Below are 23,291 nucleotides of genomic sequence, written 5' to 3' on the forward strand. Positions count from 1 at the left end.
GTTCGCGTGGGGGGCGTCCCCCACAGTCTCAATGGGGTGTCCCCCCCACACCCATCCTGTAGCACTCCCTCCCGAGCCCGCAACCCCTTGAAGTTCCTGACCCTGGCAGTGTTGAAAACGAAGGATCGCCTCTTGCTAGAGGCAGGGGTTGTGAAAGGAGTCACCATGACTATCAGTCGCATTGCCCCCATGTTGGCGCTCGGAGCATTCCTGGTGCTGAGTCCCCGCATCGCGCAGGCCCAGACGCAGGGTCCGGACAATCCGGAGTGCCTTGGAGATGAGTGCGGTCGCCCCAAGGAGGAGGGAGGCGGCTGCGGTTGTGGTTGTGGTTGCTCCGTCTGGGTGGCCTACACCGACGACGGCAAGACGCTGTCGTACACCGACGACGCGGACGGCGACGGCAAGGCGGACGACAAGGACAACTGCCCGTTCACGCCCAACCGCGACCAGGCGGACGGCGACGGCGACCGCGCCGGCGACGCCTGCGACAACTGCCCGGCTGTCTCCAACGCCACGCAGCTGGACACCGACGGTGACGGCATCGGCGACGCGTGCGACCCGGACATCGACAACGACGGCATCGCCAACGCCGCGGACAACTGCCCCTCCATCCCCAACGCCAACCAGGCGGACAACGACAAGGATGGCATGGGCGACGTCTGTGATGACGACGACGACAACGACGGCATCAAGGACGGCGTGGACAACTGCCCGCTCATCGCGAACCCGGACCAGGTGCTGCCGGCGGACGTGAGCCTGTGCCGCGTGGACGCGGACGGCGACAACATCTCCGACAACCTGGACAACTGCCCTGGCCTGGCCAACCCGGACCAGAAGGACACGGACGGGGACGGCATCGGCGACGCGTGCGACGTGGACATCGACAACGACTCCATCCTCAACGCCGCGGACAACTGCGTCGCGGTGGCCAACCGCGACCAGGCGGATGACGACGGCGACGGCATTGGCGACGCGTGCGACACGCGCTACTGCGTGGTGCTCAACAAGGACCGGCCCAACGACTGCCTCGACCCGAAGGCGCCCTTCAGCGTGGGCACCGGCGGCGTGCTGAGCGTGGAGAAGACGGGCCTGTCCGTGCGCCCGCCGCTGTTCGCCAACCGCAACGGCGCGGCCATCGAGTACACCTGGACGGTGGTGAAGCGTCCCTCCGGCTCCACCGCGGTGGTGGAGAACCCCAAGGGCGCCGTCACCTACAGCCGCCACTGGGAGTACCAGTACGTGGACGGCAGCGTGCCCAACTTCAAGCCGGACAAGGAAGGCGAGTACGAGCTGCAGGTGTCCACGCGTCTGGCCTTCGCCGACCGCGTGTTCCCCGACCAGCGCGCCTCCATCTCCAGCCTGTTCCTGAAGGTGGGCAAGGAAGATACGGGCGGCGGCTGCACGTCCCTGCCCGCGGGTGGTAGCGCCGCGGCCCTGGGCGCTGGCGTGCTCGGCCTGCTGCTGCGTCGCCGTCGGAAGGCGTAACAGGGTGTCCCCCATGCCCGGAGGTCCGCATCGCATGCGCCGTCTGCTTGTTGTTTCGTTTCTTGCGACCGGCCTCCTGGCCATGGGTGTGCTGTCCTGTTCAGACACGCTCCTGGAGCCGCGTGCCCAGGAGCAGTCCCAGCTGGATGACCGGCTGACGCTCACCGGCCGGGTGTGTACGCGCCCGGCCAACCCCACCGGCTTCCCGGTGAAGGTGGTGCTCGTCGTCGACGAGTCCGGCAGCATGTGCGTGTCGGATCCTCCGGGCTCGCAGGAGGGCAGCGGCTTCTGCGAGCGCGCCGAGGTCCAGGCCATCATCCCGCCGGGCGTCACCGAGCCGGCGCGCGTGCGGGCCCTGAAGAACCTGGTGTCGGGCTTCAAGCGCATCAACGACGCGCGCCAGGGCAACATCAGCATCGCCATCGCCCCGTTCGAGACGAACGTGAAGAACACCTGGCCGCCCGCCTCCACGGGGGACCGCTTCGCGCCGCCGGGCAACATCAACAGCTACATCGAAGGGCTCCAGTCGCAGCTGGGCAAGGGCACGGACTACCAGGGCGCGCTCAGCTACGCGTACAGCCTCATCGCCAGCGACATCGCGGCGGTGTCGCAGTCCACGCCGGAGCTGCTGCCGCGCACGCGCTACGTCGTCGTGTTCCTCACGGACGGCACGCCGTATCCGCGCTGCTCCGCCAATGACAACCTGTCTGTCTACGCGGGGCCGGACACGCCGGACCTCACCTGGCGCGACTCCATCTCCAGCTTCTGCAACGCCACCAGCACCACCGACGCCATCACCGGCTTCGAGGTGGGCACCGACCGCAACCAGAACTACCAGCTCTTCAGCTACGTGCGCCGGCTGATGGAGCTGAAGACGCAGTACAACGTGGGCGACGTGCGCATGCACACGGTGCTGCTCTTCAACGAAGAGGCCGTGCGCGCCTGCGGCCCCATCTGCCAGGACATCTACGGCACCTACCCGGGCGTCCCGGAGGCGCAGTACCCGCAGGCGGCGAAGAAGATCGCCTCCTACCTGCTCAAGCGCTTCGCGGAGATGGGCAACGGCGTCTACCAGGAGTTCAGCGACACGGCTGAAATCTCAGAGCTGGGCCTGGGCGCGCTGGACTACTCGTCCTTCGCTTCGCCCAACGTGATGAAGACGCTGCTGGTGGAGCCGCTGAGCTCCGCGCCAGGGGACAACGGCCGCGTGCTGGACAGCGACGGCGACGGCGTTCCGGACTCGCTGGACAACGCCTTCACGCTGAAGACGAGCCCCTTTATCGTGGACAGCGACGGGGACTGCCTGAGCGACGGCTTCGAGTACCGCCGCCAGGACCAGGGCTTCAAGCCGGGCAACGACCTGGATGCGCGCGGCTGCGACCCCAAGTCCCCGCTGACGCTCAACTGCGTGTGCCGCGACACGGATGGCGACGGGTTGTCGCAGTTCGCGGAGGACTACCTCAAGACGCGCCAGGGCATCGTGGACAGCGACGGCGACGGCATGCCGGACGGGCTGGAGGTGAAGTACGGCCTCAACCCGCTCCAGTCGAGCGTGGCCGGCCTGGACACCGACGGCGACGGCATCCCGGACGACGAGGAGCTGAAGGCTGGCAGCGACCCCACCCGGCGCGACCGGCTCTTCCACGACAAGTACGGCATCCAGTACGAGGTGAAGAAGGTTCCGGGCGGCGTCGACACGAACGGCGTCTGCTACGACTTCACCGTGTCCAACCTCCAGATGGTGACGCCGCCGGATCGCGCGGGCGTGAAGCAGGGCTACAACCTGTTCAAGGTGTGGTTCGCGGAGGCGCCGGAGAGCGGCGTCGCCACCGACTACGGCGTCTGGCGCACCGCGTGTGCCTGGGCGCAGTACGCGCCGCCCAGCGTGCGCGTGCCGCTGGGTCCGGACCTGGCGCTGGAGGACCGCAACTTCGTGCAGCCGCGAGATCTCGTGGACCCCTGGGCTACCCAGGGCAGTTGCGTCGGCGTGTCGCCGTCGCAGGGAGGCGCGTCGCCTTGAGCCGCGCGGGACGTTGGTGGGCCCTCGCCCTGGTGGGGCTCGCGGTGGTGGTCGCCTGTACCGATACGTACCTCTATGACCCTCGCCGGGACACGGAGGTGCCCGCGGACCGGGCGGTGGCGCTGGAGGGCCGCTTCTGCACGCTGGGCGCGAACGAGGTGCGCCGGCCCATCAAGATCATCGTCGCCATGGACGCCAGTCAGTCCATGCGCGTGAGCGACCCGGACGGCACCCGCGCCACGGCGCTGGTGGACCTCATCGAGAACCTCCCGCAGGACGACGAGGTCTCCATCGCGGTGATGCTCTTCGCGGGCAGCACCACGGCGTTCCTCACCCAGGACCCGGGGCCTCCGGCGGAGGATGGCTTCGTGCAGCTGTCGCTGCTGGACGCCACCGCGAAGGCCAAGCTCACCGAACAGCTGCTCACGTTCCGCAACACGGACACGTCGCCGAACCGGGACTCCACCGACTTCGTCAAGCCGCTGTCGGACATCTACTCGCTCATCAACACGGACATCGCGCGGGCGCGGCTGCAGCCCAACGGGAACGAGGCGCTGGCGCAGGCGCGCTACTCCGTCATCTTCCTGTCGGACGGCAAGCCCACCAACAACCAGGACGACGAGCTCATCCGCGGCGACGCGGTGGTGCGCATCCGGCAGCTGCGCGACCTGGTGGAGGACGTGCGCTTCAACACCGTGCACGTCTTCAACCCCACGCAGCCCGTCCCGTCCGTGTGTGACCTGGTGTCCGAGGACGGCGGCTTCGGCGACGGCGGCTGCCCGCTGCTCATCATCAACCAGAACGCGGATCGCCTGGAGAAGATGGCCACGCTGGGCGGCGGCAACTTCCGCGACTTCCGCAACAACGAGCCCATCAACTTCCTCAACTTCCAGTTCGGGCAGGTGCGCCGCGCCTTCATCGTGAAGGAGTTCGTGGCGTCCAACTTCTCCGCGCCCCCGGGCAGCCCGCTGGGTGAGGCGGACACCGACGGCGACGGCCTCTCCGACGCGCGCGAGCTGGAGCTGGGCACCAACCCCAACCTGCGCGACACGGACGGCGACGGCTTCAGCGACGGCGTGGAGGTGTACTTCCGCGACCGCGGCGTGGACTTCAACCCCACCCAGGTCGCGCTGGCGGACGGCGGCGGCCTGGACAAGGGCTGCCCGCCCGCGCTGCGCGGCGTGGACTCGGACTGCGATGGCCTCCTGGATTGCGACGAGCAGTTCATCGGCACCAACGCCACGCTCCAGGACAGCGACGGCGACGGCATTCCGGATGGCATGGAGTGGCGGGGCGGCACCCAGGGCTCCAGCAAGGACCTGGACGAGGATCCGGACACCGACGGGCTGACCAACCGCAACGAGGTGCGCATGCACATGCGGCCCCTCCAGGTGGACACCGCCAACCTGGCCTCGGACGCGTACCGCTACAGCATGGAGGCGGATGGCCCGGTGGATGCGGACGGCCGCCAGTGCTACCGCTTCCGCGTGGACAACGTGCTGCTCGCGCCCACCATCGCGATGATCGCGGATGGCGGCGTGGACGGGGGCGTGGACGCCGGCACCGTGCAGCGCGGCGCGGGCTACAACGACATCTACCTCTCCGTGGCCATGCTGCCCGCGGACGACCCCACCGCGCGCACGCTGGTGCGCACCTTCCGCGTGGACTCCGTGCGCTACCCGGTGGGCGGCATCAAGTCGCCTCCGGATGGCGTCATCCGCGTGAACCCCCAGGACTTCGTGGACGGCTGCCCCGGCGTCGCTCCCACGCTCGCGCCCGTCCCCTGATGCCCCCTTGATGATGCCGATGACGTCGAAGCCTCCCGAGTCCCCCATGCGCCTCCGCACCCGACTGCTCCCGCTCGCGCTCCTCCTGCTGGCCGCCTGCTCCTCCGGCGGAGACGAAAACCCGGATGGCGGCACGGGCGTGGTGGAGGACCTGTGCAACAGCCGCGACGAGGCCCTGACGAACCCGGACTGCGAGCTGAAGCCCGGCGTGGCGCTGGAGCGCTACCTGGCCCTCACCGGCGACGTGAAGGCGGGTGACGAGGACTGGTACAGCATCCGCATCCCCTCCACCGCCAACGCGCGCACGCTGGTGCACATCACCGCCACGTACCTGGCCTCCAGCACGCCGGTGAACCTGTCCGTCACCGTGACGGAGAAGGACAAGAACACCGCGCTGGTGTCGAAGTCGGACCAGCACGGCTCGGGCGCGCCGAAGCCGGTGGACATCGTGCTGCCGTACGGCACGCCGGACACGCAGCTCATCGTGGTGGTGCGCGACGCGCCGGTGAACCCCACGCGCCCCGCCTACGACGCGCGCAATCCCTACCGGCTCACCGTGGAGCTCATCGAGAACCCGGACACGAACGAGCCCAATGACGTCACGCCCACGCCCATCGCGCTCAACGCGCAGGGCGCCGTGCAGGTGGGCACGGCCAAGGGCTATCTGGCCACGGACGGCGACGTGGACCGCTTCAGCTTCCCGCTCACGGTGGGGAAGATCGCCTACGTGCGGGTCACCGCGCCGGACCAGGGCTTCGTCCCCAACTTCCGCCTCTCCTACGAGCTGCTGCGCCCCGGCACCACCGACAAGGAGTCGGAGGGCAACGTGCTGCCCAAGGTGCACCCGGGCGTGCTGGCCACCGCGCGCAAGGTGAAGCTGGCGGGGACGTGGGTCCTGGTGGTGAAGGGCTACCGCGGCAACAACGAGCCCGTGCCCGCGGGCGACCTGCGCCAGCCGTACGAGGTGGAGGTGCGCGTCGTGGATGAAGCCGACCCGCAGGACCAGTCCGGCGACAACGACAGCTATGCCCGCGCCTTCTCGCGAGACCTGGTGGGGGCCCCGGGCACGTCCACGTCCTTCACCGGACGCCTGGGCTACGTGACCGACCGCGACTGGTTCGCGCTGCGCCTGCCCGCGTACGCGAAGCCCAGCGTGCTGCGCTACCGGCTGGTGGAGGTCCCCACCACCGTCCGCTTCGACCCGCTGCCCCTGCCGCTGGGCCAGCTGCCGGACCGGCAGGTGTTGGTGTTCACCACCGTCAGCACCTCCGTCACCGCCGAGCAGCGCGCCACCTGCACCAACGACGCGACGGTGTGCCCCCGCGACGTGCGCGAACACCCCGACGCGCCGGGGCTGGTGCAGGCCTACTGCAACAACCCGGAGGCGGTGCTGTGCATCCAGTCGCTGCGCGAGGAGAGCGACCCGGCGCGCTTCCCCAGCCTGCGCAACTTCCAGGGCGCGCTGCCGGTGCCGGCGCACGCCGCGACCACGACGTACCACTTCGTGGTGCAGGACGACGGCAACAACTGGGCGGACGACCGCGACTACCGGCTGGAGGTGTCCTGGGAGGACGACGACGCGGAGGAGGTCGCCGCCTACAGCGGAGGCGTGGAGCAGGCGCGCGCCAAGACGCTCAACGGCGTGGGCGCGGGGAACCTGCCGGTGGGCAACGCCACCTTCGAGGCGAAGGGCCAGCTGTCCTACGGCCACGGCCGCCTGCGCACCAACGACCGCGCCACCGGCCTGGGCGTGCGCGGCCCCGAAGACTACGACGCGGTGCCCTCCGACACGGACACCTTCCAGTACCAGCTCCCCGCGCTGAGCGCGCCGGAGGACGCGGCGTGGCTGGTGCAGTGGGAGGTGGAGAACCTGGCGGACGGCGGCACGCCGCATGGTCTGGCGTTGGATTTGACCTTCTGTGATGGCAACAGCACGGACGGCGGCGCCGGCACCTGCACGCCGGTGTCCACCACCAGCACGGGCGGCGCGCTGACGCTGGCCTACAACCCGTCGGTGATGCGCGCGTGGCACACCAGCGTGAGCACGCCCCTGAGCAGCTACCAGGCGCTGTATCAGTTGGAGAAGACAGCCAGCACCACGCGCGTCACGGTGGCGCCCTATGCGTGTGCCTGTCTGGAGCGGCGCTTCATCAAGGGCGGCACGCTCAAGGTGGCGGTGAGCGCCACCGAGCGCACGGACTATGAGCGGGTCGGCTACACGCTGCGCACCGGCTACGGCGACTACCCCCGCGGCTACACGGCGGCGGATGGGGGCGCCCCCACCCAGTGCCCCGCGCCCGCGCTGGACGGTGGCACGTGGGTGGGCGGTTGCCAGTTCACCCAATAGTCAGCACGGGCAGGCGGCGGGGCTTCGGGCCTCCGCCGCCTTCCGGCGCTGTCCCACCGCTACCGGGCGATGCCCTTGCCCTTGAGCGGAAGCTCTCGCGTCCCGCCGTTGGCGGCGTTGGACTTGAGGGTGAGGGTGCCGGTGAACTCCCGGGCCTCGTTGGGCTTGAAGGCGACTTCGATATAGGTGCGCTGGTAGGTCTCCAGCTTGAGCGCGCCGCTCTGCGGCCAGTTCTCCGGCTTCTTCAGGGTGAAGACACCGGGGCCGGAGAGGGAGACGTCGGTGAGCTCCAGCGTCTGGAGGCCGCGGTTCTCCACGTAGAGTGTGTTGAAGGTCGTCGTCCCCACGTAGGTTCCGGCGGAGAACTCCGTGTCGAAACTGAGCTCGGTGCGGTCGATGAGCAGTTGCGGCGCCTCCGGAAGGTCGGTGCCCTCCCCGCCGCAGCCCGCCAGGGCGATGATGGTGAGAGGCAGCCAGAAGTTGCGCAGACGCATGGACATCCACTCCTCGGTGAGGTTCAGAAGAATGTCTGGTGTTGTAACACGGAGTGCCCGGGGACTGGCGGGCGCGATGCTGATGTTGTTGCTGACGGGTTGCGGCGGCTCACGCGAAGACTTCATCGGCGCGCGCGTGCTGGATGTCTGCAAGGCCTCCTGGCCCGTATGCAGTCAGTTCGCCGGCTGCATCCTCGGACCGGAGAGTTATTCGGAAGGCCGCTTCCCCGGCCGCGGCAAGGTGCTGGTCCGGGTGCCGGAGGCGTCCACCATCAAGGTGAGCTTCTATCTGGAGGAGGTGACGGCGGCGGGTGAGGAGACGGCCATCACCGTGCACGAGGAGGGCTGCCGGGCGCGTCATCGTCAGGCCTCCACGGGCCGCGTGGCGCTGGACCAGATGGAGAAGTTCGGCGTCTTCAGCCGGCAGGTGGATGTCACCGGCGTGGGCGACCACCTGGTGGAGTTCGACTCCGACATGCAGGCGCGCTACGTGGTGAAGGTGGACGTGACGCCGCTGCGCATCCAGTAGCGCGCGGCGCCCCGTTCAACCCTTGAGCGTGCGGACCAGGTGGTCCGCCACGCGGAAGCTGTTGGCCGCGATGGTCAGCGTGGAGGGCACGCTTCCGCCGGTGGGCATGAAGCTGCCGTCCACGACATAGAGGTTGGGCACCTCGTGCGCGCGGCAGTGCTTGTCCAGCACGGAGGCCGCCGCGTCGTCGCCGAAGCGGCAGGTGCCGTGCTGGAGGATGGTCGTCTCCCCCTGCGTGCCCACGCGCTCCACGCTGTCCGGATCCAGGCGCATCAGCACCTCCTCGCCGCGCTCGACGAGGAAGCGCGTGGCGGCGTAGTCCGCCGGGTGCCGGTCCAGGGTGATGGCGGCCACGGGGATGCCGTACTTGTCCTTCACCCCGGGCTCCACCGTGACGGAGGTGCCGGGCGTGGGGAGGAACTCCGCGTAGACCTCGAACTCGAGGATGCGCGAGTCGCGGTACGCGCGCATCCGGTCCTTCAGCTCCTTGCCGAACACGCCCGACTTGCCCGCGCCCGCCAGGCCCACCGCCGCGTAGATGGGGTTGGGGTGCGCCCACATGAAGCCCAGCGTGCCGCCCTTGCGGAAGCCGTGGCGCGCGTCCGGCATCACGTAGAAGTCCTGGACGCTGCGGTTGACGAAGGGCGACGGGTCCGTGAGCCACGGCCGCGCTTGCTGCTGCTTCGACACGCGGAAGAGGGCGCGCGAGCCGCCAAAGGAGCTGAAGAGCAGGTTCTTGCCCACCAGCCCGCTGCCGTTGGCCAGCCCGTTGGGGAAGCGGCTGGAGGTGGAGTTGAGCAGGAGGCGCGCGCTCTCCACCGCGGTGGCGGAGGCGATGATGACCTTCGCGGGCTGCTCCTGCGCGACGCCGTCCTTGTCCAGGTACACCACGCTCTTCGCGCGGCCCTTCCGGTCCACCTCGATGGAGCGCGCCATGCTGCCCGCGCGCACCTCCACGTTGCCGGTGGCGAGGGCCGCGGGAATGAGGCTCGCGAGCGTGCTGCTCTTGGCGCCCATCTCGCAGCCGTAGCTGCCGCACAGCGCGCAGTAGGCGCACGCCGACCGGCCCTTGTAGGGCTTGCTGATGATGCCGCGCGCGGTGGGCACCGCGTGCCAGCCCAGCGCGCCGCACGCCTTGTCGATTTCAGAGGCGACCGGGTGCACGTCCAGCGGCGGCAGCGGGTAGGGGCCGCTCCGGGGCTCCGCGAAGGGGTGGGGGACGGCCTGGCCGGACACGCCCAGCTCCGCCTCCGCCTTGTCATAGAAGGGCGCCAGCTCCTCGTAGGAGATGGGCCAGTCCGCCACGGTGGTGCCGGGGACGGCGCCCAGCGTGGAGCGCAGGCGGAAGTCCACCGGCTTGAGCCGGTAGAAGAAGCCGCTCATGTGCACGGTGCCGCCGCCCACGCAGTTGGCGGTCCACGCGGCGTTGCTCCGCTCGTAGCGGGCCTGGGCGCCGTGGCGCACCAGGTGCGGCTCCTCCCACGGCAGCGGCATGAAGAAGTTGCGGCGGCTGTTGAGGATCTCGTCGTGGACGAAGTCCTTCGGCTGGTAGTGGCGGCCCTTCTCCAGCACCACGACCTTGAAGCCCGCGCGGCCCAGCTCCAGCGCCAGCGGTGCCCCGCCCGCGCCACTGCCCACGATGCAGACGTCCACGGAAGGGAGGCTCACGGGTGGTGACCTCCGCACTCGCGCAGGCACTTCGGGCCGTCGTAGCCCTCCGGGGGCGCCATGGCGACCGTCCCCACGGTGTCGAAGCCCATGAGCCGCCAGCCCACGCGGCCCTTGTTGCCGCCGTAGGACGGGTCGCCCAGGAAGCCCTCCAGGCTGAGCGTCATCAGCAGCTCGAAGAAGTGGGCCTCGCCGCTGCCGGCGGGGCTGTCCTTGAAGAGGCCGAGCAGCTCGTCCTGCTGCGCGGGCGTGGCCTGGGCGAAGCTCTTCTGGAACATGCGCTGCGCGCGGCGCTCCAGCGCGGCCAGCCCCTGGAGGAAGTCGCGGTGCATGGCCTCCAGCCCCTGCGTCTCCAGGATGCGGTCGATATAGAGCGCCACGTCCGCGTCCTGGGCGCCCGGGTCCTCGTCGCGGGGCAGCAGCCGCTCCGTGGCCGCGGCGACGACGGCGTACTCGAAGGCGGAGAAGGTGCGCAGGGCCTGGCCGGCGCTGGTGGTGCCGGTGGGCCCCGCGGGCGCTTCCGCCTCCTTCGTACGTTTACAGGAGGCGGCACCCAGCAGCACCACGCCGCCGCCGAAGAAGGTGAGCCGTTGGATGAAGGTGCGCCGGGACAGCTTCAGGGGGAGCGAACGCGCGCGGGCCATGAGGGCGGAGCCTAACCCAGATGCGCGTGCTTCACGGCACGCAGGTTGATGCGAGGATGCCGGGGTCGGTTGGCCGCCCACCGCGTGCGTGACATGGGGCCGCACGGCGAGGCGTGACCGACAACGCGCGCGGCTGGCATAGGATGGCGCGCTCTAGCAGGCCGATTGAATCCAGGAGAGGAACCGCATGAAACGACACGCGTGGCTACTGGGAGCGGTGCTCGCACTGGGATGTGGCGGCGGCAAGCCGGCCAACCCCGACGCAGGCACGAAGCCCGACGACGGCGGAACGACGCAGACGCCGTTCGTGCGGCTGACGGTGGACACGGAGCCCAGCGAGCTGCACGCCATCTCCTCCATCGCGATGGCGGTGGGCCCGGAGGACCGCATCGGCATCGCGTACTTCGTGAAGGTGAACGACAAGGACTCCGAGCTGCGCTACCGCGAGGTGCGCGACGGCCAGGTGCAGGCCACGTCGGAGAAGATCGCCACCGTGCAGCGCGTGTATGGCGTGTCGCTGGCGTTCGGCCCGACGGGGCAGCCCACGGTGAGCTACCTGGGCGGCGGCAGCGACCAGTCCGTCTTCTGGCTCCAGAGCGACCTGGCGGTGTCCTACCGCAACGCGAACGGCACCTGGACCGAGCGCATCGCGGTGACGAAGGGCGACGAGGCGGTCGCGGGCAATCCGGTGAGCGACACGGGCTTCCTCGTGGGGCTCAATCCCTCCATCGTCTTCAGCGGCAACGAGGCGCTGGTCGTCTACCGCGACGGGCACAACGGGCAGTTCCCGCAGCAGGACTGGGCGGGCAGCGACGTGGAGCTGGCGAGCGGCGGCCCCACGGCGTGGCAGCACAGGGTGGTGGCGTCCGGCGGCGACCAGAAGGGCGCGTACGGCGGGCACCTTCAGATGCTGATGGCGGGCGGGCAGCCGGCGCTGGTGTTCGACCAGGCCTTCGGCTCCGCGGATGCGCCCGGGCAGAACGTGTACTTCCAGCGCCGCAACACGGACGGCGTCTCGTGGACGCCTCCGGTGCAGGTGCAGGCGGTGGGCAACACGATGCTGGGCGCGTCGCTCGCGTATGACTCGACGAAGGGCTTCGGCATCGCCGCGGTGGATCGCTCCAACAGCCGGCTCACGCTCATCACCTGCGACGGCACGACGGGGACGAAGTGCGCGGCGGCGAGGGACTGGTCGACGCCGGATCCGGTGTACCAGGCGGGCTCCGGCGGCTGGTACCCGTCGCTGGCGTTCGACCCGACGACGCACGACCCGTCCATCGCGTTCTACATCTGCTCGCTGGAGTCCGGGCGCAACGAGGGCAGCTGCTCGCCGTCGGACGACGCGCTGGTCATCGCCACGCGCGTGGAGGGGCAGTGGCGCGAGGTGACGGTGGACACGGATGGCGCGTGGTCGCCGAAGCTGGCGTTCCTGTCCTCCGGGCAGCGCGTGGTGCTCTACCGCGCGGCGACGACCCAGGCCCTGACGCTGGCGGTGGAGCGGTGAGCCTCGCGGGGCGCGCCGCGGCGGCGCTGGGGCTCGCGGGGCTGCTGTGTGGCGCGGGCATCGTCGCGTGCCGGGGAGACAATGAGCTGTCCGGGAGCGTGTCGGAGCTGTTCCCGGTCACGGACGTGGCCAAGGTGGAGATCCGCCGCAACGCGGAGGCGCTCCAGGTCAGCTACTTCCGCAACAACGGCCTGGACGTGGACCTGGTCGCGCGGCTCACGGTGGACACCGAGGGCGTGGACCTGAAGCCGGGCACCAAGGTGCAGCTGGGCGGCACCACGCCGTCTGGCCGCGACCGCGCGTCGGTGGTGCACGTGGCCGCGGGCGAGCCCGCGCGCGTCTTCACCCAGGTGGAGCGCGGCGACCTGGTGCTGGAGGCGGGAGGCAACCCGGGCGAGGCCACGCGCGGGGACTTCTCCCTGTCGTTCAAGAAGGGCGCCGGCTACGGCGCGGGGCGCAGCATGGAGGGGACGTTCTCCTCCGTGGCGCTCGACGCGGGCTTCGGCCCGGACCTGGGCGACGTGGTGGGCGAAACGCCCGCGCCCTGAGGGCCCACCGAGGGCTTCCGGTGGTGCGCACCGGAAGCCCCTGGCGCGGCGGTGCTACGGCGCGCAGGTGTTGAGCGAGGCCATGCCCTGGTCGAGCTGGCCCTGGTGCGTGGCGAACTGCGCCAGCGCCGGCGCGCCGCCGTCCAGGAAGAGCTGCCGCGCGGTGTCCACCGCGTCCCGGGCATGCACCGTCACCGTGCTGCCGGTGGCGTCCGTCACCTTCACGGCGCCGTCGTGCTGTCCCTGCGCGCGGATGAGCAGGGCGCCCGCTTCGTCGCGCGCGACCAGCCCGTCCTCCAGCGGCTCGAAGTAGCGCACCACCGGGGCCTGGCCCTCGCGCTGCAACTCCAGACGCATGACGCCGGACTCCACGTCGCGGGTCATCTTCAGCGTGTCCGTGGGGCTCAGCTTCACGATGCGCGTGTTCGGGTCCTCCCCCTGCACGCTGCCCACCGGGTTGTTGCCGCTCCAGAACTCGATGCTGTTGATGACCAGCGCGTCCACCAGCGTGCCGATCTCATAGACAGGCACGATGACGAAGACCAGGAACACCAACCACTGCACGAACTTGTTCCCGGAGACGCCCTTGTTGAACTGCCAGATCTTCTGCGTGAGCGTGAACGAGCCGAAGCAACCCGTTGCATGCATCATCAAGACACCGGCGCACAAAGCGCCAAGCCAACGAGACGGACGCATCTTCATTTCACCCCTCCATGAAACCGGTGGACCGCGAAAGCGGATGCCACCATCGCACGGGGGTCAATCCGCCTCGCTCTGCACCAGTCCGTACTTGTGCAACAGCGAATAGAGATGCTTCCGGTCCAGCTCCGCCTCCCGGGCGGCGCGGGCGATGTTCCCCCGGGCGCGGCCCAGCAGGCGCGTCAGGTACTCGCGCTCGAAGGCACGCACGAGTTCGTCCTTGCACACTTTGAACGGCCCGGTGAACTCCACCGGCAGGAAGTCCCCGGCGGGAGTGGGGACGTCGCGCGTGAATTCGCGCAGGAGGTTGTCCCCGGTGAGCCCCGGGATGTCCACCATGTGGCGGGCGCGCTCCAGGGCGTTGCGCAGTTCACGCACGTTGCCCGGCCACGTGTGCCCCAGGAACTGCTCCTGGATCTTCTCCGGCAGCCGGGGCCAGAGGCCCTCGCCCGCGAAGGCCTCCACCAGCAGCGGGATGTCCTCCTTGCGGTCGCGCAGGGGCGGCAGGCTGACGGTGAAGACAGACAGACGGAAGTAGAGGTCCTCGCGGAAGCGGCCCGCCTGCGTCTCCGCCCACAGGTCCTTCTTGCTGGCCACCACGATGCGCGCGTCGAAGGAGATGGGCGTCGAGGAGCCCAGGCGGCGGAACTCGCGGTCCTCGATGGCGCGCAGCAGCTTGGGCTGCAAGTCCAGGGCGAGGTCGTCGATTTCATCCAGGAAGAGCGTGCCGCCGTGCGCGCGCTCCAGGCAGCCGATGCGCTGGCCCACCGCGCCGGTGAAGGCGCCCTTCTCGTGGCCGAACAGCTCGCTCTCGATGAGGGAGTCGGACACGCTGGCGCAGTCGAAGACCACCAGCGGGCCGGCCGTGCGGGGGCTCAGCTTGTGGATGGCCTTGGCGCCCGCGCCCTTGCCGGAGCCCGTCTCGCCCACCAGCAGCACGGTGGAGTCCGTGGGGGCGATGCGCTGCAGGAGCGCGAAGATCTGCCGCATGGGCACGCTGCGGCCCACGAGGTCGCCCAGCCGGTCCTCGAGGGTGGGCTCCACCTGCACCGGCGCCATCTGCGGGCTGAAGCGCAGGCGCACGTCGCCCACCTCCAGCAGGGCGCCGGGCCGCAGGTACGCTTCGCGCACCTGGGCTCCGTCCAGGAAGGTGCCGTTGGTGGAGTCCAGGTCCTGCACGAGGAACCGGTCGCCCCGCCGGCGCACCACCAGGTGGTTGCGGCTCACCGTGGGGTGGTCGATGACGACGTCGTTGTCGGTGGACTTGCCGACGCGCAGGTCCTCGGTGGCCAGCGGGTACACCGTGCCCGCGCGTTCGGTGTCCAGCAGCACCAGGTGGAAGCGCTGCGCGGACAGCCGCTCCCCCTGCGCCCGCGCGGCGACGACGGTGTGCGTGGGGATGGGGACTGGAGGCACGGAGGGCATGAGCGGGCCGACATCCTAGACGGCTTCCGGTCCGCGTGGGCCTTCTGTCAACGCGCGGGGCTCGCCCGGTCCCCGACCGGGCTGGGTGCGTCATGGCTGTGGGGCGGGGTACTTCACCAGCCAAGCATCCAGCCCTCCCTGGAGGGGGGCGAAGAGGCTGCTCCCGGTCTCTCCGGCGAGGAAGACGCCGCCCCGCGCGTCCACCGCCACCGCCCGGGTGAGGCTGGTCAGGTCGCTGTTTCCAGGGTGGTCCGCCAGCCAGCTCAGGGCGCCGTCGGGGGACACCTTCCACAGGCCCCGGTTGTGGCTGTCGCGCCCCGCCATCAGCACGCCCCCCTGGGCGTCGCACGCCATCCCCGCGAAGGCGACGGCGCTCTCCGCGAACGTGGTGCGCGTCCACACCTCGTGGCCCGTGGAGTCCAGCTTGAGCAGCCAGGGCGTGAAGCGGTTCGTGGCGGGCACGAAGGCGCCCAGGGCGTAGACGTGGCCCGCCGCGTCCGTGGCGAGGGCCGTGCCCTGCGCGCGGTTCAGCGTGTACTGGCGTTGCCAGAGGAGCGTCCCGTCGGCGGTGAGCTTCGTCACGAAGAGGTATTGGTTGGTGACCTCGCCCAGCACGTAGACGCTGTCCTGGGCGTACGCCACGGCCTTGAGGACCTCGTTCTTGTGGATGCCCCACACGCGCGTCCAGACGGTGTTCCCGTCCGCGTCCGCCTTCACCAGCAGCGCGTCGCCTCCCGGTGACGGGTGGTGGGGCTGGCCGGGGAAGCTGCCCGTCGTGGTGCCGGCGGCGTACACGGACGCGCCGTCGGTGGCGAGGCCGTAGAAGACGTCCATCCCTTCCGAGCCGAACTGGCGCACCCACAGCCGCTCTCCGTCCGGAGTGAACTTCGCGATGAAGCCGTCGCTCTCGCCGGCGAGCGGCTCCCAGAGGTCGCTCGTGGTGGCGCCCGCCATGAACACCTGTCCGCGCGCGTCCACGGCGAGCGCCCAGGCCTGTTCGTCCCCCGGCCCCCCCAGCGCGCGGGACCAGCCAGGGTGTCCGTCCGCGGAGACGCGGCCGAGGGTGGCGTCCCAGCCTCCCTGTGGGACGTCGCTGAAGGCGCCCCGCGAGGCCCCCGCGTAGAACAGCTCGCCCTCGCTGCCCACCGCGATGGCCGCGAACAGGTCATCCTCGGGCGTGCCCTGCTGGAGCCCCCACGCCGCGGACGGGGGCAGGATGGTGGGACTCTGGGGACCGGTGGAGCAGCTCTCCCTGGCGCCTACGTCCGGCCCGTCCCCGCAGTAGGCGGCGCCGTCCCCGTCGTCGAGCGCCATGTCGCGCGCGGGCGAGCCGGGCTCGGTGTCCCGCGCGGGCGAGGAGAACAGCGGCTCCCCGACGCGGCTGGTGCCTCCGGAGTCCAGGGGCGGGTCGAAGCCAGGACAGGCACTCCAGCCCTCCAGGTAGACGGGGTTGAAGTTGCAGCGCAGCTGCTTGCCGGTGTCGCTGGCGAAGAGGTTGTAGCCGCTCTCCAGGCCGACGACGCCCGCGCGGTGCGCGCCCAGGTAGTAGCCCCGGTCTCCCTTGAAGATGTTGTTCCAGATGTCGACGTCGATGACGGCGGGCCTGGCGACGTCCTCGCCCACCGACACGGCCGCGCCTTCGAAGCCATCGAAGGTGTTGTGGTACAGGTCCACGCCCTTCACCTGGGTCATCCACACGCCGTCGGAAGCGCACCGCGCGCTCCGGGGCGGCGGGTCGTGGAAGACGTTGCGGCGGATCACGACGTTGGCCAGCTGCTCGCCCTCGACCGAGCGCCCCAGGCCCACGGCCCGGCACGCGTCGGACAGGTCCAGCCCTTCCACGAGCACCCCCTGCGCGTCGAAGTGGATGAGGATGGCCTCGCCCTGGCTGGAGTTGCCCCGGACGTTGCGCGTGGGGCGGAAGTGCTGCATCCGCCCGCCGCTCAAGGTGACGCGGTCGCAATCCTTGATGTCGACGGCGTTCTCCGTGTTGCCGTCGAAGCTGGGGCTGTTGGTGAAGGTATTGCCTTGCATCAACACGTCATGGGGGCGCCGCGTCCCCACTCCCGGCTCCGCGTAGGCGGGGCCCACGCACTGCACGCCGTCCCCGGAGTTGTTCCAGAAGAAGTTGGACGTGAGCAGCACGTGATGGGTGTCCGGATAGATGCTGACGCCGTGGCCGTCCTGCCGCGTGGCGCAGCGTCCGCCGGTGACGCACACCAGGCCCACGGCCGGGGTGGGCTCGTAGGCGGCGCAGTCCGCCGTCGTCTGGCAGACCGCGTCCTCGCGCAGGTCGCTCCAGTTGGAGGTGCCGGACAGGCTCGTGTGGTCCACCTGGATGTGGTGGGCCCCCTTCCCGACGAAGAGCGCCGCGCCGCCGCCCGCGCCGACCAGCGAGCCGCGGCGCAGCAGCACGTGGTGCGCGCCGTCGCCGGTGAACCGGACCTGGGGACTGCGCACGCCCGCGCCGTCCAGGTTGAACCCGTCGATGATCCAATAGCTCTTCGTCACCTCCAGCAGCGGCCGTTTCCCCCGGTTGCGCAGGACGGGGCGGGTGCCCGGCAGGGCCCGCAGGACGATGGGCGCCTCCTCGGTGCCATCCACCGCCTGGTCCCAGAGGAGGTTCTCCTCGTAGACGCCCCCGGCCACGTAGGCGAGCTGACCCGGACGCAGCTGGCGGAGGGCCTCCTGGATGTGCCGCCACGGGCGGGCCTGACTGCCATCCCCAGGCTCCGTGCTGGCCGCATCCACGTAGCGCACGGCGTCCTCCGGGGGCGGCTGGGGGAGGGTGTGGAAGACGGAGAAGGGCTCCGAGCCAGCGGGGATGTCCCGCTCCAACCCGGCCCGGGCCTGGAGCGGTTGGAGGAGCACGGCGGCGAACAAAGAGAGACAGAGGGGGGCACACTTCACGGATGGAGCTCCAGGGCAGGCATGCGGTCGGTGGCTGTCGCCGCTCTGCGAAAGCCACGCCGCCCAGCGGCTGTCGTGCTCCGGAAAACGAGGCCCGCCTTGAGTGCGGTGGCGCGAGGCGCGAGGCCGGCCGTCTTGGAGGCCGGAGGAAAGCCGCCTCCACCGCCAGGCTCCACGTGTGCCCAGGGGAGGCACTTCCGGGGACGCGCGATGCGTCCCGCGCAAGCGAGGAGCAGTGATGCGCGCGTCAAACACCGCGGCCGCCCTCCCCATGTCCGGGAGGACGGCCGTGAGTGACCTCGCCGTGGAGGTGGCGCGTCAGTCGCCGTCGTAGATGCCGATGAGGCCCGGCGTGACGACCCCTGTCTTCGCGTTCTTGGTGCCCTCGAAGGAGACGAGGACGCGGCGCCGGCTGCCGGAGCGGTCGAACTGGATGTCGGACACGCTGCTGACGGACGTGAGCGTGTTGCCGAAGACGTCACCGCTGTACTTCACGGTGGCGCCGTCCTTCAGGCGGGTGATGCCCCCCCACCAGTTGGCGCCCACCCAGAGGCTGCCATCCCGTGGATCCGTGGCCACCGCGGAGGTGGGCGCCATCGCGGCGGTGCCGCCCTTGGCGGGCGTGTAGTTGACCAGGTCCTGCATCACGCGCGTCTCCACGGTGCCGTTGGCGCTCAGGCGCGCGAGGCCGTAATAGAACGAGCTGGCCCACACGCCGCCGTTGCTGGCCAGCGCCATGCCGGAGACGTTGTCGTCCACGCGCTGCGCCGCGGTGGGGTAGTTCGCCACCTGATCCGGCCAGATGTCGATGCGGTTCCCTTCATACGCCGCGTCCTCTGTCTGGGATTGGCCCGACCAGTAGTTGTCGCCGTTCGAGCCGTAATAGAAGCGCGTGGAGCGGATCTGCCCGCCGAAGAAGACGTCGTGGTTTTCGGTGATGGCGATGCCGTAGTAGCGGTCCGACAGCAGCTCGCCGCCGGCGCCCGTGATGGCGGGGTGCACGTGCTCGTAGAGGCCCGCGCACTGGAACTCCCACTTGAACTGAGGGCTCTGCTGCGTGTTCCAGGGGCGCGGATCCCAGCAGTAGGACGGGACGTTGCCGTCGAACTTCGCGTTGCCCATGGCGAAGCCGTGGTTGCCGCCAAACCAGACGACCTCCTTCACCGGGTCGTAGGCGATGCGGTAGATGGTGCAGAGCTTCTCGCGCCCGCGCATCTCGGCCGCCACCTTGGTGGGGCCGGTGTGGATGTCGTAGTGCACGACCTCCAGCGTGCCGTTCGCCTTCAGCGTCACCTTGTCCGCGTCACCGCTCTTGTAGACGCTCGCGTCCGGCTCGCGGTGGGCGTTCTCCGCTTGGTCCCACTCGTCCTCGCAGGTGGGCTTGCCCGGCTGGGGCGGCTTGCCGGCGTAGCCCACGAACACCGTGCCGTCGCGACCGCCCGCCACGGAGATGACCTTGAGGTACGGCATGCCCGGCGGCGGGCCGCCCACGCCGTCGCGCATGCGGCCAAAGGGGCGCAGGCCCTCGGACATCGTGAAGCGCTGGAAGGTGGTGTCGCCCTTCTTGAGCAGGAAGAGCCCCTCCTCGCCGCCCGCGACCCACACGTTGCCGCCCTGGTCGGCGGTGATGCCATACACGTAGCGCGGCGCGCCCCGCTGCTGGTTGTAGAACGTCCAGCCCGGCGCGGAGGGCAGGGGATAGGTCTGCACCGTCTCCGGCGTGCCCGCGTCGGTGCCCGCGTCCGTGCCGCCGGTGCCCGCGTCGGTGCCCGCGTCCGTGCCGCCGGTGCCCGCGTCGGTGCCCGCGTCCGTGATGCCCGTGCCGCCCGGGCCCGCGTCTGGGGATTGGGGGTCCTGCTCGGGCGCCGCCGGCACCATCGGATCATCCCCGTGGCGCGCGGCTCCGTCGCCGCAGCCCGCCCATCCCAGTGCTCCCATCAGCAGGACCGTTCCCGTCCACCACCACCCGTGCCTCATATGCGGACCACCTCACACTCGCGGAGCGGAGGGGCCAATGGTGGCCCTCCCTCGTCTGAAGCATCCAAGGCAAGGAGGGTGCCAGCCCCGCGGGGCCGACAAGCGCCGGAAGGCCCATGCGGCCGTTGGTTGAGTGACAGGAGGTGGGCAAGGGATTGCCCAGGCTGTGAACACCGGGGTCCCGGAGCGCCCCCCAACCGTGCTAGGGCCTGGGCAATGGCTGGGAACGACGCACGCGGCCGCACCCCCCTGTCCCTGGTGGGACAGGAGCCGGACCTTGTTTTCTACACACGGCAGGCGTCGGAGCACGGCGAACCCGTGCTGGTGCTGGGGGCGGCCAACGGCCGGGTGCCCTGGGCGCTGGCGGGCCACGGCTTCACCACCGTGGGGGTGGACCCCTCCGAAGCGATGATCCGCTCCGCCGAGGAGCGCCGCGCCTCCGAGTCCCCGGACGTCTCCGGGCGCACGCGCCTGCTGGCCGCGGATCCGCGAACGCTGCGGCTGCCGGAGAAGTTCCCGCTGGTGCTCGCCCCGCAGCACGCGTTGGGGCTGATGACCGGACGCGATGACGTGGAGGCGTTCCTCGCCACCGTCCGCCACCACCTGGCCCCTGGCGGCACCTTCATCTACGACGTGCTCAACGCCCCGCGCGAGCCCGTGCTGCCGCGCGACGACGACGAGCCCGGCGCCGCGGTGGAGCCCCGCCGCCCGTTGTTCGCCCTGCACCTGCGCGAGCGGCGTCAGGCGGGGGGCGCCAGTCCCATCCGCCGCCTCAAGCTGCGCCACTTCCCGCCGGAGGAGCTGGAGGCCGCCCTCACCGCCAGCGGCCTCACGCTGCGCGAGCGCTACGGCCGCTTCGACGGCAAGCCCTTCGACCTGGAGGACCTGCGCCAGATTGGCGTCGCCGGGACGTGAGGCGGCGGGGGCCTCAGCGCTCGAAGCGGTAGCCCAGGCCGCGCACCGTGAGGAAGTGCCGGGGCGCCTCGGGGTCCGCTTCGAACTTCAGCCGCAGCTGGCGCATGAAGTTGTCCACCGTGCGCGCGCTGCCTTCGTAGTGGTAGCCCCACGCGCCGGACAGCAGCTCCTCGCGGGTGAAGGTGCGGCCCGGGTGGGCCAGGAAGTGAGCCAGCAGCTTGAACTCCTGCGCCGTCAGCTCCACCGGCTGCCCGTCGCGCGCCACCGTGCGCTGGGACAGGTCCACCTTCACGTCTCCAAACGACACCGGTGGCGGGGTGGTGCCGGTGGCCCCGAACCTGCGGCGCAGCACCGCCTTGATGCGCGCGAGCAGCTCCTGCAGCCCGAAGGGCTTCACCACGTAGTCGTCCGCGCCCAGGTTGAGGCCCAATATCTTGTCCGACTCCTGGCCCCGGGCGGACAGCACCACCACGGGCGTGTCGCGGCCGCGCTGGCGCAGCTCGCGAATCACCTCGTAGCCGTTCAGCTCCGGGAGCATCAGGTCCAGCACCAGCAGGTCCGGCGAGTCATCCAGCGCGCGCGCCAGGCCCGTCCGGCCGTCCTGGGCCTGGAGGACTTCGTAGCCCTCGAAGCGCAGGTTCATGGACACGCCGGTGAGGATGGACAGGTCGTCCTCCACGACGAGGATGCGCCGGGGCTTCTCCTCGGGCGTGCTCATGCGCGGCCTACCGGGAGCTGGATGGTGAAGCGGCTGCCCTGGCCGGGCTCGCTCTGCACCGTGATGCGGCCGCCGTGCGCCTCCACGATGCGCTTGCTGATGGCGAGCCCCAGTCCGCTGCCCTCCGTCTTGCGCGTGAGCAGGTTGTCCACGCGGTAGAAGCGCTCGAAGATGCGCTTGCGGTCCTTCCTGGCGATTCCCACCCCGTTGTCCTCCACCGACAGGTTCACGTGTCTGCCGTCCCTCCGCGCCCGGAGGGCGATCCTGCGGTTCGTGGGCCCACTGTACTTGTAGGCATTCTGCAACAAGTTGAGCAGCGCGCCCGCCACCGCGACGCGGTCCATCTCCACCGGGGGCAGTCCGTCATCCACCTGCACGGTGAGCTCCATGCCGTCGCCCAGCCGCTGCGCGCGGAAGGCCGCCACCGCCGAGTCCACCACGTTCGCCACCGGCAGGGCTTCGCGCTGGTACACCTTGCGGCCGCTCTCGATGCGCGCCCAGTCCAGCACCCGCTCGATGAGGTCCGACAGGCGCTCCGTCTCGCGCGTCAGCAGGTCCAGCACCTCCTGGGTCTGCGCGGGGTCCTTCAACCGGCCCAGGGCCAGCGTCTCGATGAACATGCGGATGGAGGTGAGCGGCGTGCGCAGCTCATGGCTCACCAGCGACACGAAGTCCGTCTTCATCCGCGACAGGCGCGCTTCGCGGTAGAGCACCCGGCCGGTGTACGCCACTCCAAAGGTGAGCGTCAGGTAGAACAGGCCCAGCAGCACGCCGTACACGGCGCGGTTGCGCGTGGAGGCGCTCGCCACGGGGTCCTCGCCGGTGGGCAGCACCACCAGGCGGAAGTCCTGGAGCGGCGCGGACAGCACGCGCTCCGCGAGCACCGGCGGCCCCAGGGCGTTCTGCCGGGCCTGGGCCACCTCCGACATCAGCCGGTTGACGAGCCCGCCGTCGCTGGACGTGTCGCGCGGCACGGGGAGCAGCGTGAAGCGCACCGGCTCCGACGTGGCCCGTCCCTGCGCCTTCTCCGCCAGCAGCGCGTCCAGCGCGACGCTCGACAGCCGCACGCCCCGCACGGAGGCGCCCTGGCGCTCGGCGGCCACCAGCACCGCGCGGTTCCCGGTGGCGAGCGAGAAGACGGTGGGCACCGTGGGCAGGGAGGCGGCCTCCGGCACCAGCGCCGCCAGGGACTCCGCCAGCTGCGGGTCCTGTGTCCGCACCACGCCGTTCTCCACGCGGAAGGTGCCGTCCGGGTCGGACAGCTCCTGATCATCCGGCAGGAGGAACGCCAGCCGGCCGTTGTCGCGCGGCTCCAGCCGTCCGCGGGTCAACGCGCGGGGCACCTCCGCGGACAGGTCCGCGAGCGTGCCTCGCCACGCGGCCTCCAGGCGTTTCTCCACCGCGGCGCGTTCATTGATGATGGCCACGACGCCGAAGCCGGACAGGCCGGCTGACGGCAGCACGACCAGCAGGATGAGCAGCGCGAAGGTGCGCCGGAAGCTGAGGATGACGGGCGCGGGACGTGACACGACCCCTGGTGTCTACACGCGACGGAGGCCCCGTGCTCGGGCGTTTTGGTGAAGGGAGGAGGGTTCCCGACATCGTTCGAGGACATACGGTG

Annotated in this window: 17 protein-coding genes; 8 read left to right on the forward strand and 9 right to left on the reverse strand. The window is 70.5% G+C overall.

The genetic code is table 11. From position 1 onward, the window contains the following. The first annotated feature begins 165 nt into the window (after window positions 1-165). The 4 genes from FOF48_RS01355 to FOF48_RS01370 are packed head-to-tail and all read left to right on the forward strand — an operon-like array spanning window position 166 to window position 7,639. Window positions 166-1,485, forward strand: a complete 1,320-nt coding sequence (locus FOF48_RS01355; protein WP_143897959.1) for a thrombospondin type 3 repeat-containing protein — start codon at window positions 166-168, stop codon at window positions 1,483-1,485. A 34-nt stretch (window positions 1,486-1,519) separates the two neighbouring features. After that, complete coding sequence (locus FOF48_RS01360; protein WP_143897961.1) at window positions 1,520-3,505, forward strand: vWA domain-containing protein; 1,986 nt, start codon at window positions 1,520-1,522, stop codon at window positions 3,503-3,505. Beyond that, on the forward strand, window positions 3,502-5,292 hold the full coding sequence (locus FOF48_RS01365; RefSeq protein ID WP_143897963.1) for a vWA domain-containing protein: 1,791 nt from the start codon (window positions 3,502-3,504) through the stop codon (window positions 5,290-5,292). Before FOF48_RS01360 ends, FOF48_RS01365 begins: the two co-directional genes overlap by 4 nt. A gap of 19 nt (window positions 5,293-5,311) precedes the next feature. Then, the gene (locus FOF48_RS01370; protein ID WP_235685282.1) at window positions 5,312-7,639 is read left to right on the forward strand and encodes a hypothetical protein; all 2,328 of its coding nucleotides are present in this window, start codon (window positions 5,312-5,314) and stop codon (window positions 7,637-7,639) included. A gap of 59 nt (window positions 7,640-7,698) precedes the next feature. Here FOF48_RS01370 and FOF48_RS01375 read toward each other — a convergent pair whose 3' ends face one another. Next, on the reverse strand, window positions 7,699-8,133 hold the full coding sequence (locus tag FOF48_RS01375; protein WP_186001721.1) for a hypothetical protein: 435 nt from the start codon (window positions 8,131-8,133) through the stop codon (window positions 7,699-7,701). A gap of 76 nt (window positions 8,134-8,209) precedes the next feature. Between FOF48_RS01375 and FOF48_RS01380 the strand changes: the two genes are divergently transcribed. Beyond that, complete coding sequence (locus FOF48_RS01380) at window positions 8,210-8,662, forward strand: hypothetical protein (RefSeq protein ID WP_255441797.1); 453 nt, start codon at window positions 8,210-8,212, stop codon at window positions 8,660-8,662. 15 nt (window positions 8,663-8,677) lie between these two features. On the opposite strand, the gene FOF48_RS01385 is transcribed toward FOF48_RS01380, so the two are convergent. After that, window positions 8,678-10,330 (reverse strand): GMC family oxidoreductase, encoded by a 1,653-nt coding sequence (locus FOF48_RS01385; protein WP_143897967.1) that lies wholly within the window; start codon window positions 10,328-10,330, stop codon window positions 8,678-8,680. Continuing rightward, a complete protein-coding gene (locus FOF48_RS01390; RefSeq protein ID WP_143897969.1) occupies window positions 10,327-10,974 on the reverse strand; it encodes a gluconate 2-dehydrogenase subunit 3 family protein in 648 nt (215 codons plus the stop codon). Before FOF48_RS01390 ends, FOF48_RS01385 begins: the two co-directional genes overlap by 4 nt. A 187-nt stretch (window positions 10,975-11,161) precedes the next feature. Between FOF48_RS01390 and FOF48_RS01395 the strand changes: the two genes are divergently transcribed. Both FOF48_RS01395 and FOF48_RS01400 read left to right on the forward strand, forming a co-directional pair. Continuing rightward, window positions 11,162-12,478, forward strand: a complete 1,317-nt coding sequence (locus FOF48_RS01395) for a hypothetical protein (protein WP_143897971.1) — start codon at window positions 11,162-11,164, stop codon at window positions 12,476-12,478. Next, entirely contained in the window at window positions 12,475-13,026 is a 552-nt protein-coding gene (locus tag FOF48_RS01400; RefSeq protein WP_143897973.1) for a hypothetical protein, read from the forward strand. Before FOF48_RS01395 ends, FOF48_RS01400 begins: the two co-directional genes overlap by 4 nt. Window positions 13,027-13,080: 54 nt before the next feature. On the opposite strand, the gene FOF48_RS01405 is transcribed toward FOF48_RS01400, so the two are convergent. From FOF48_RS01405 to FOF48_RS01420, 4 genes are all read right to left on the reverse strand, one after another. Then, the gene (locus FOF48_RS01405) at window positions 13,081-13,677 is read right to left on the reverse strand and encodes a DUF3332 domain-containing protein (RefSeq protein WP_370456538.1); all 597 of its coding nucleotides are present in this window, start codon (window positions 13,675-13,677) and stop codon (window positions 13,081-13,083) included. 108 nt (window positions 13,678-13,785) lie between these two features. Beyond that, a complete protein-coding gene (locus FOF48_RS01410; protein ID WP_143897977.1) occupies window positions 13,786-15,150 on the reverse strand; it encodes a sigma 54-interacting transcriptional regulator in 1,365 nt (454 codons plus the stop codon). Window positions 15,151-15,240: 90 nt separating this feature from the next. Beyond that, on the reverse strand, window positions 15,241-18,060 hold the full coding sequence (locus FOF48_RS01415) for a right-handed parallel beta-helix repeat-containing protein (RefSeq protein WP_143897979.1): 2,820 nt from the start codon (window positions 18,058-18,060) through the stop codon (window positions 15,241-15,243). 318 nt (window positions 18,061-18,378) lie between these two features. Then, window positions 18,379-19,998: a hypothetical protein gene (locus FOF48_RS01420; protein WP_255441798.1), complete on the reverse strand. Its 1,620-nt coding sequence runs from the start codon at window positions 19,996-19,998 to the stop codon at window positions 18,379-18,381. A gap of 255 nt (window positions 19,999-20,253) precedes the next feature. Between FOF48_RS01420 and FOF48_RS01425 the strand changes: the two genes are divergently transcribed. Continuing rightward, complete coding sequence (locus FOF48_RS01425; RefSeq protein WP_143897983.1) at window positions 20,254-20,952, forward strand: bifunctional 2-polyprenyl-6-hydroxyphenol methylase/3-demethylubiquinol 3-O-methyltransferase UbiG; 699 nt, start codon at window positions 20,254-20,256, stop codon at window positions 20,950-20,952. Between the two features lie 13 nt (window positions 20,953-20,965). Here FOF48_RS01425 and FOF48_RS01430 read toward each other — a convergent pair whose 3' ends face one another. Both FOF48_RS01430 and FOF48_RS01435 read right to left on the reverse strand, forming a co-directional pair. Next, window positions 20,966-21,670 (reverse strand): response regulator transcription factor, encoded by a 705-nt coding sequence (locus FOF48_RS01430; protein WP_143897985.1) that lies wholly within the window; start codon window positions 21,668-21,670, stop codon window positions 20,966-20,968. After that, the gene (locus tag FOF48_RS01435) at window positions 21,667-23,199 is read right to left on the reverse strand and encodes a cell wall metabolism sensor histidine kinase WalK (protein ID WP_143897986.1); all 1,533 of its coding nucleotides are present in this window, start codon (window positions 23,197-23,199) and stop codon (window positions 21,667-21,669) included. Before FOF48_RS01435 ends, FOF48_RS01430 begins: the two co-directional genes overlap by 4 nt. Between the last annotated feature and the right edge of the window lie 92 nt (window positions 23,200-23,291).

This window comes from Corallococcus sp. Z5C101001, assembly GCF_007352635.1.
In the GTDB taxonomy this organism is placed as follows: Bacteria; Myxococcota; Myxococcia; order Myxococcales; family Myxococcaceae; genus Corallococcus; species Corallococcus silvisoli.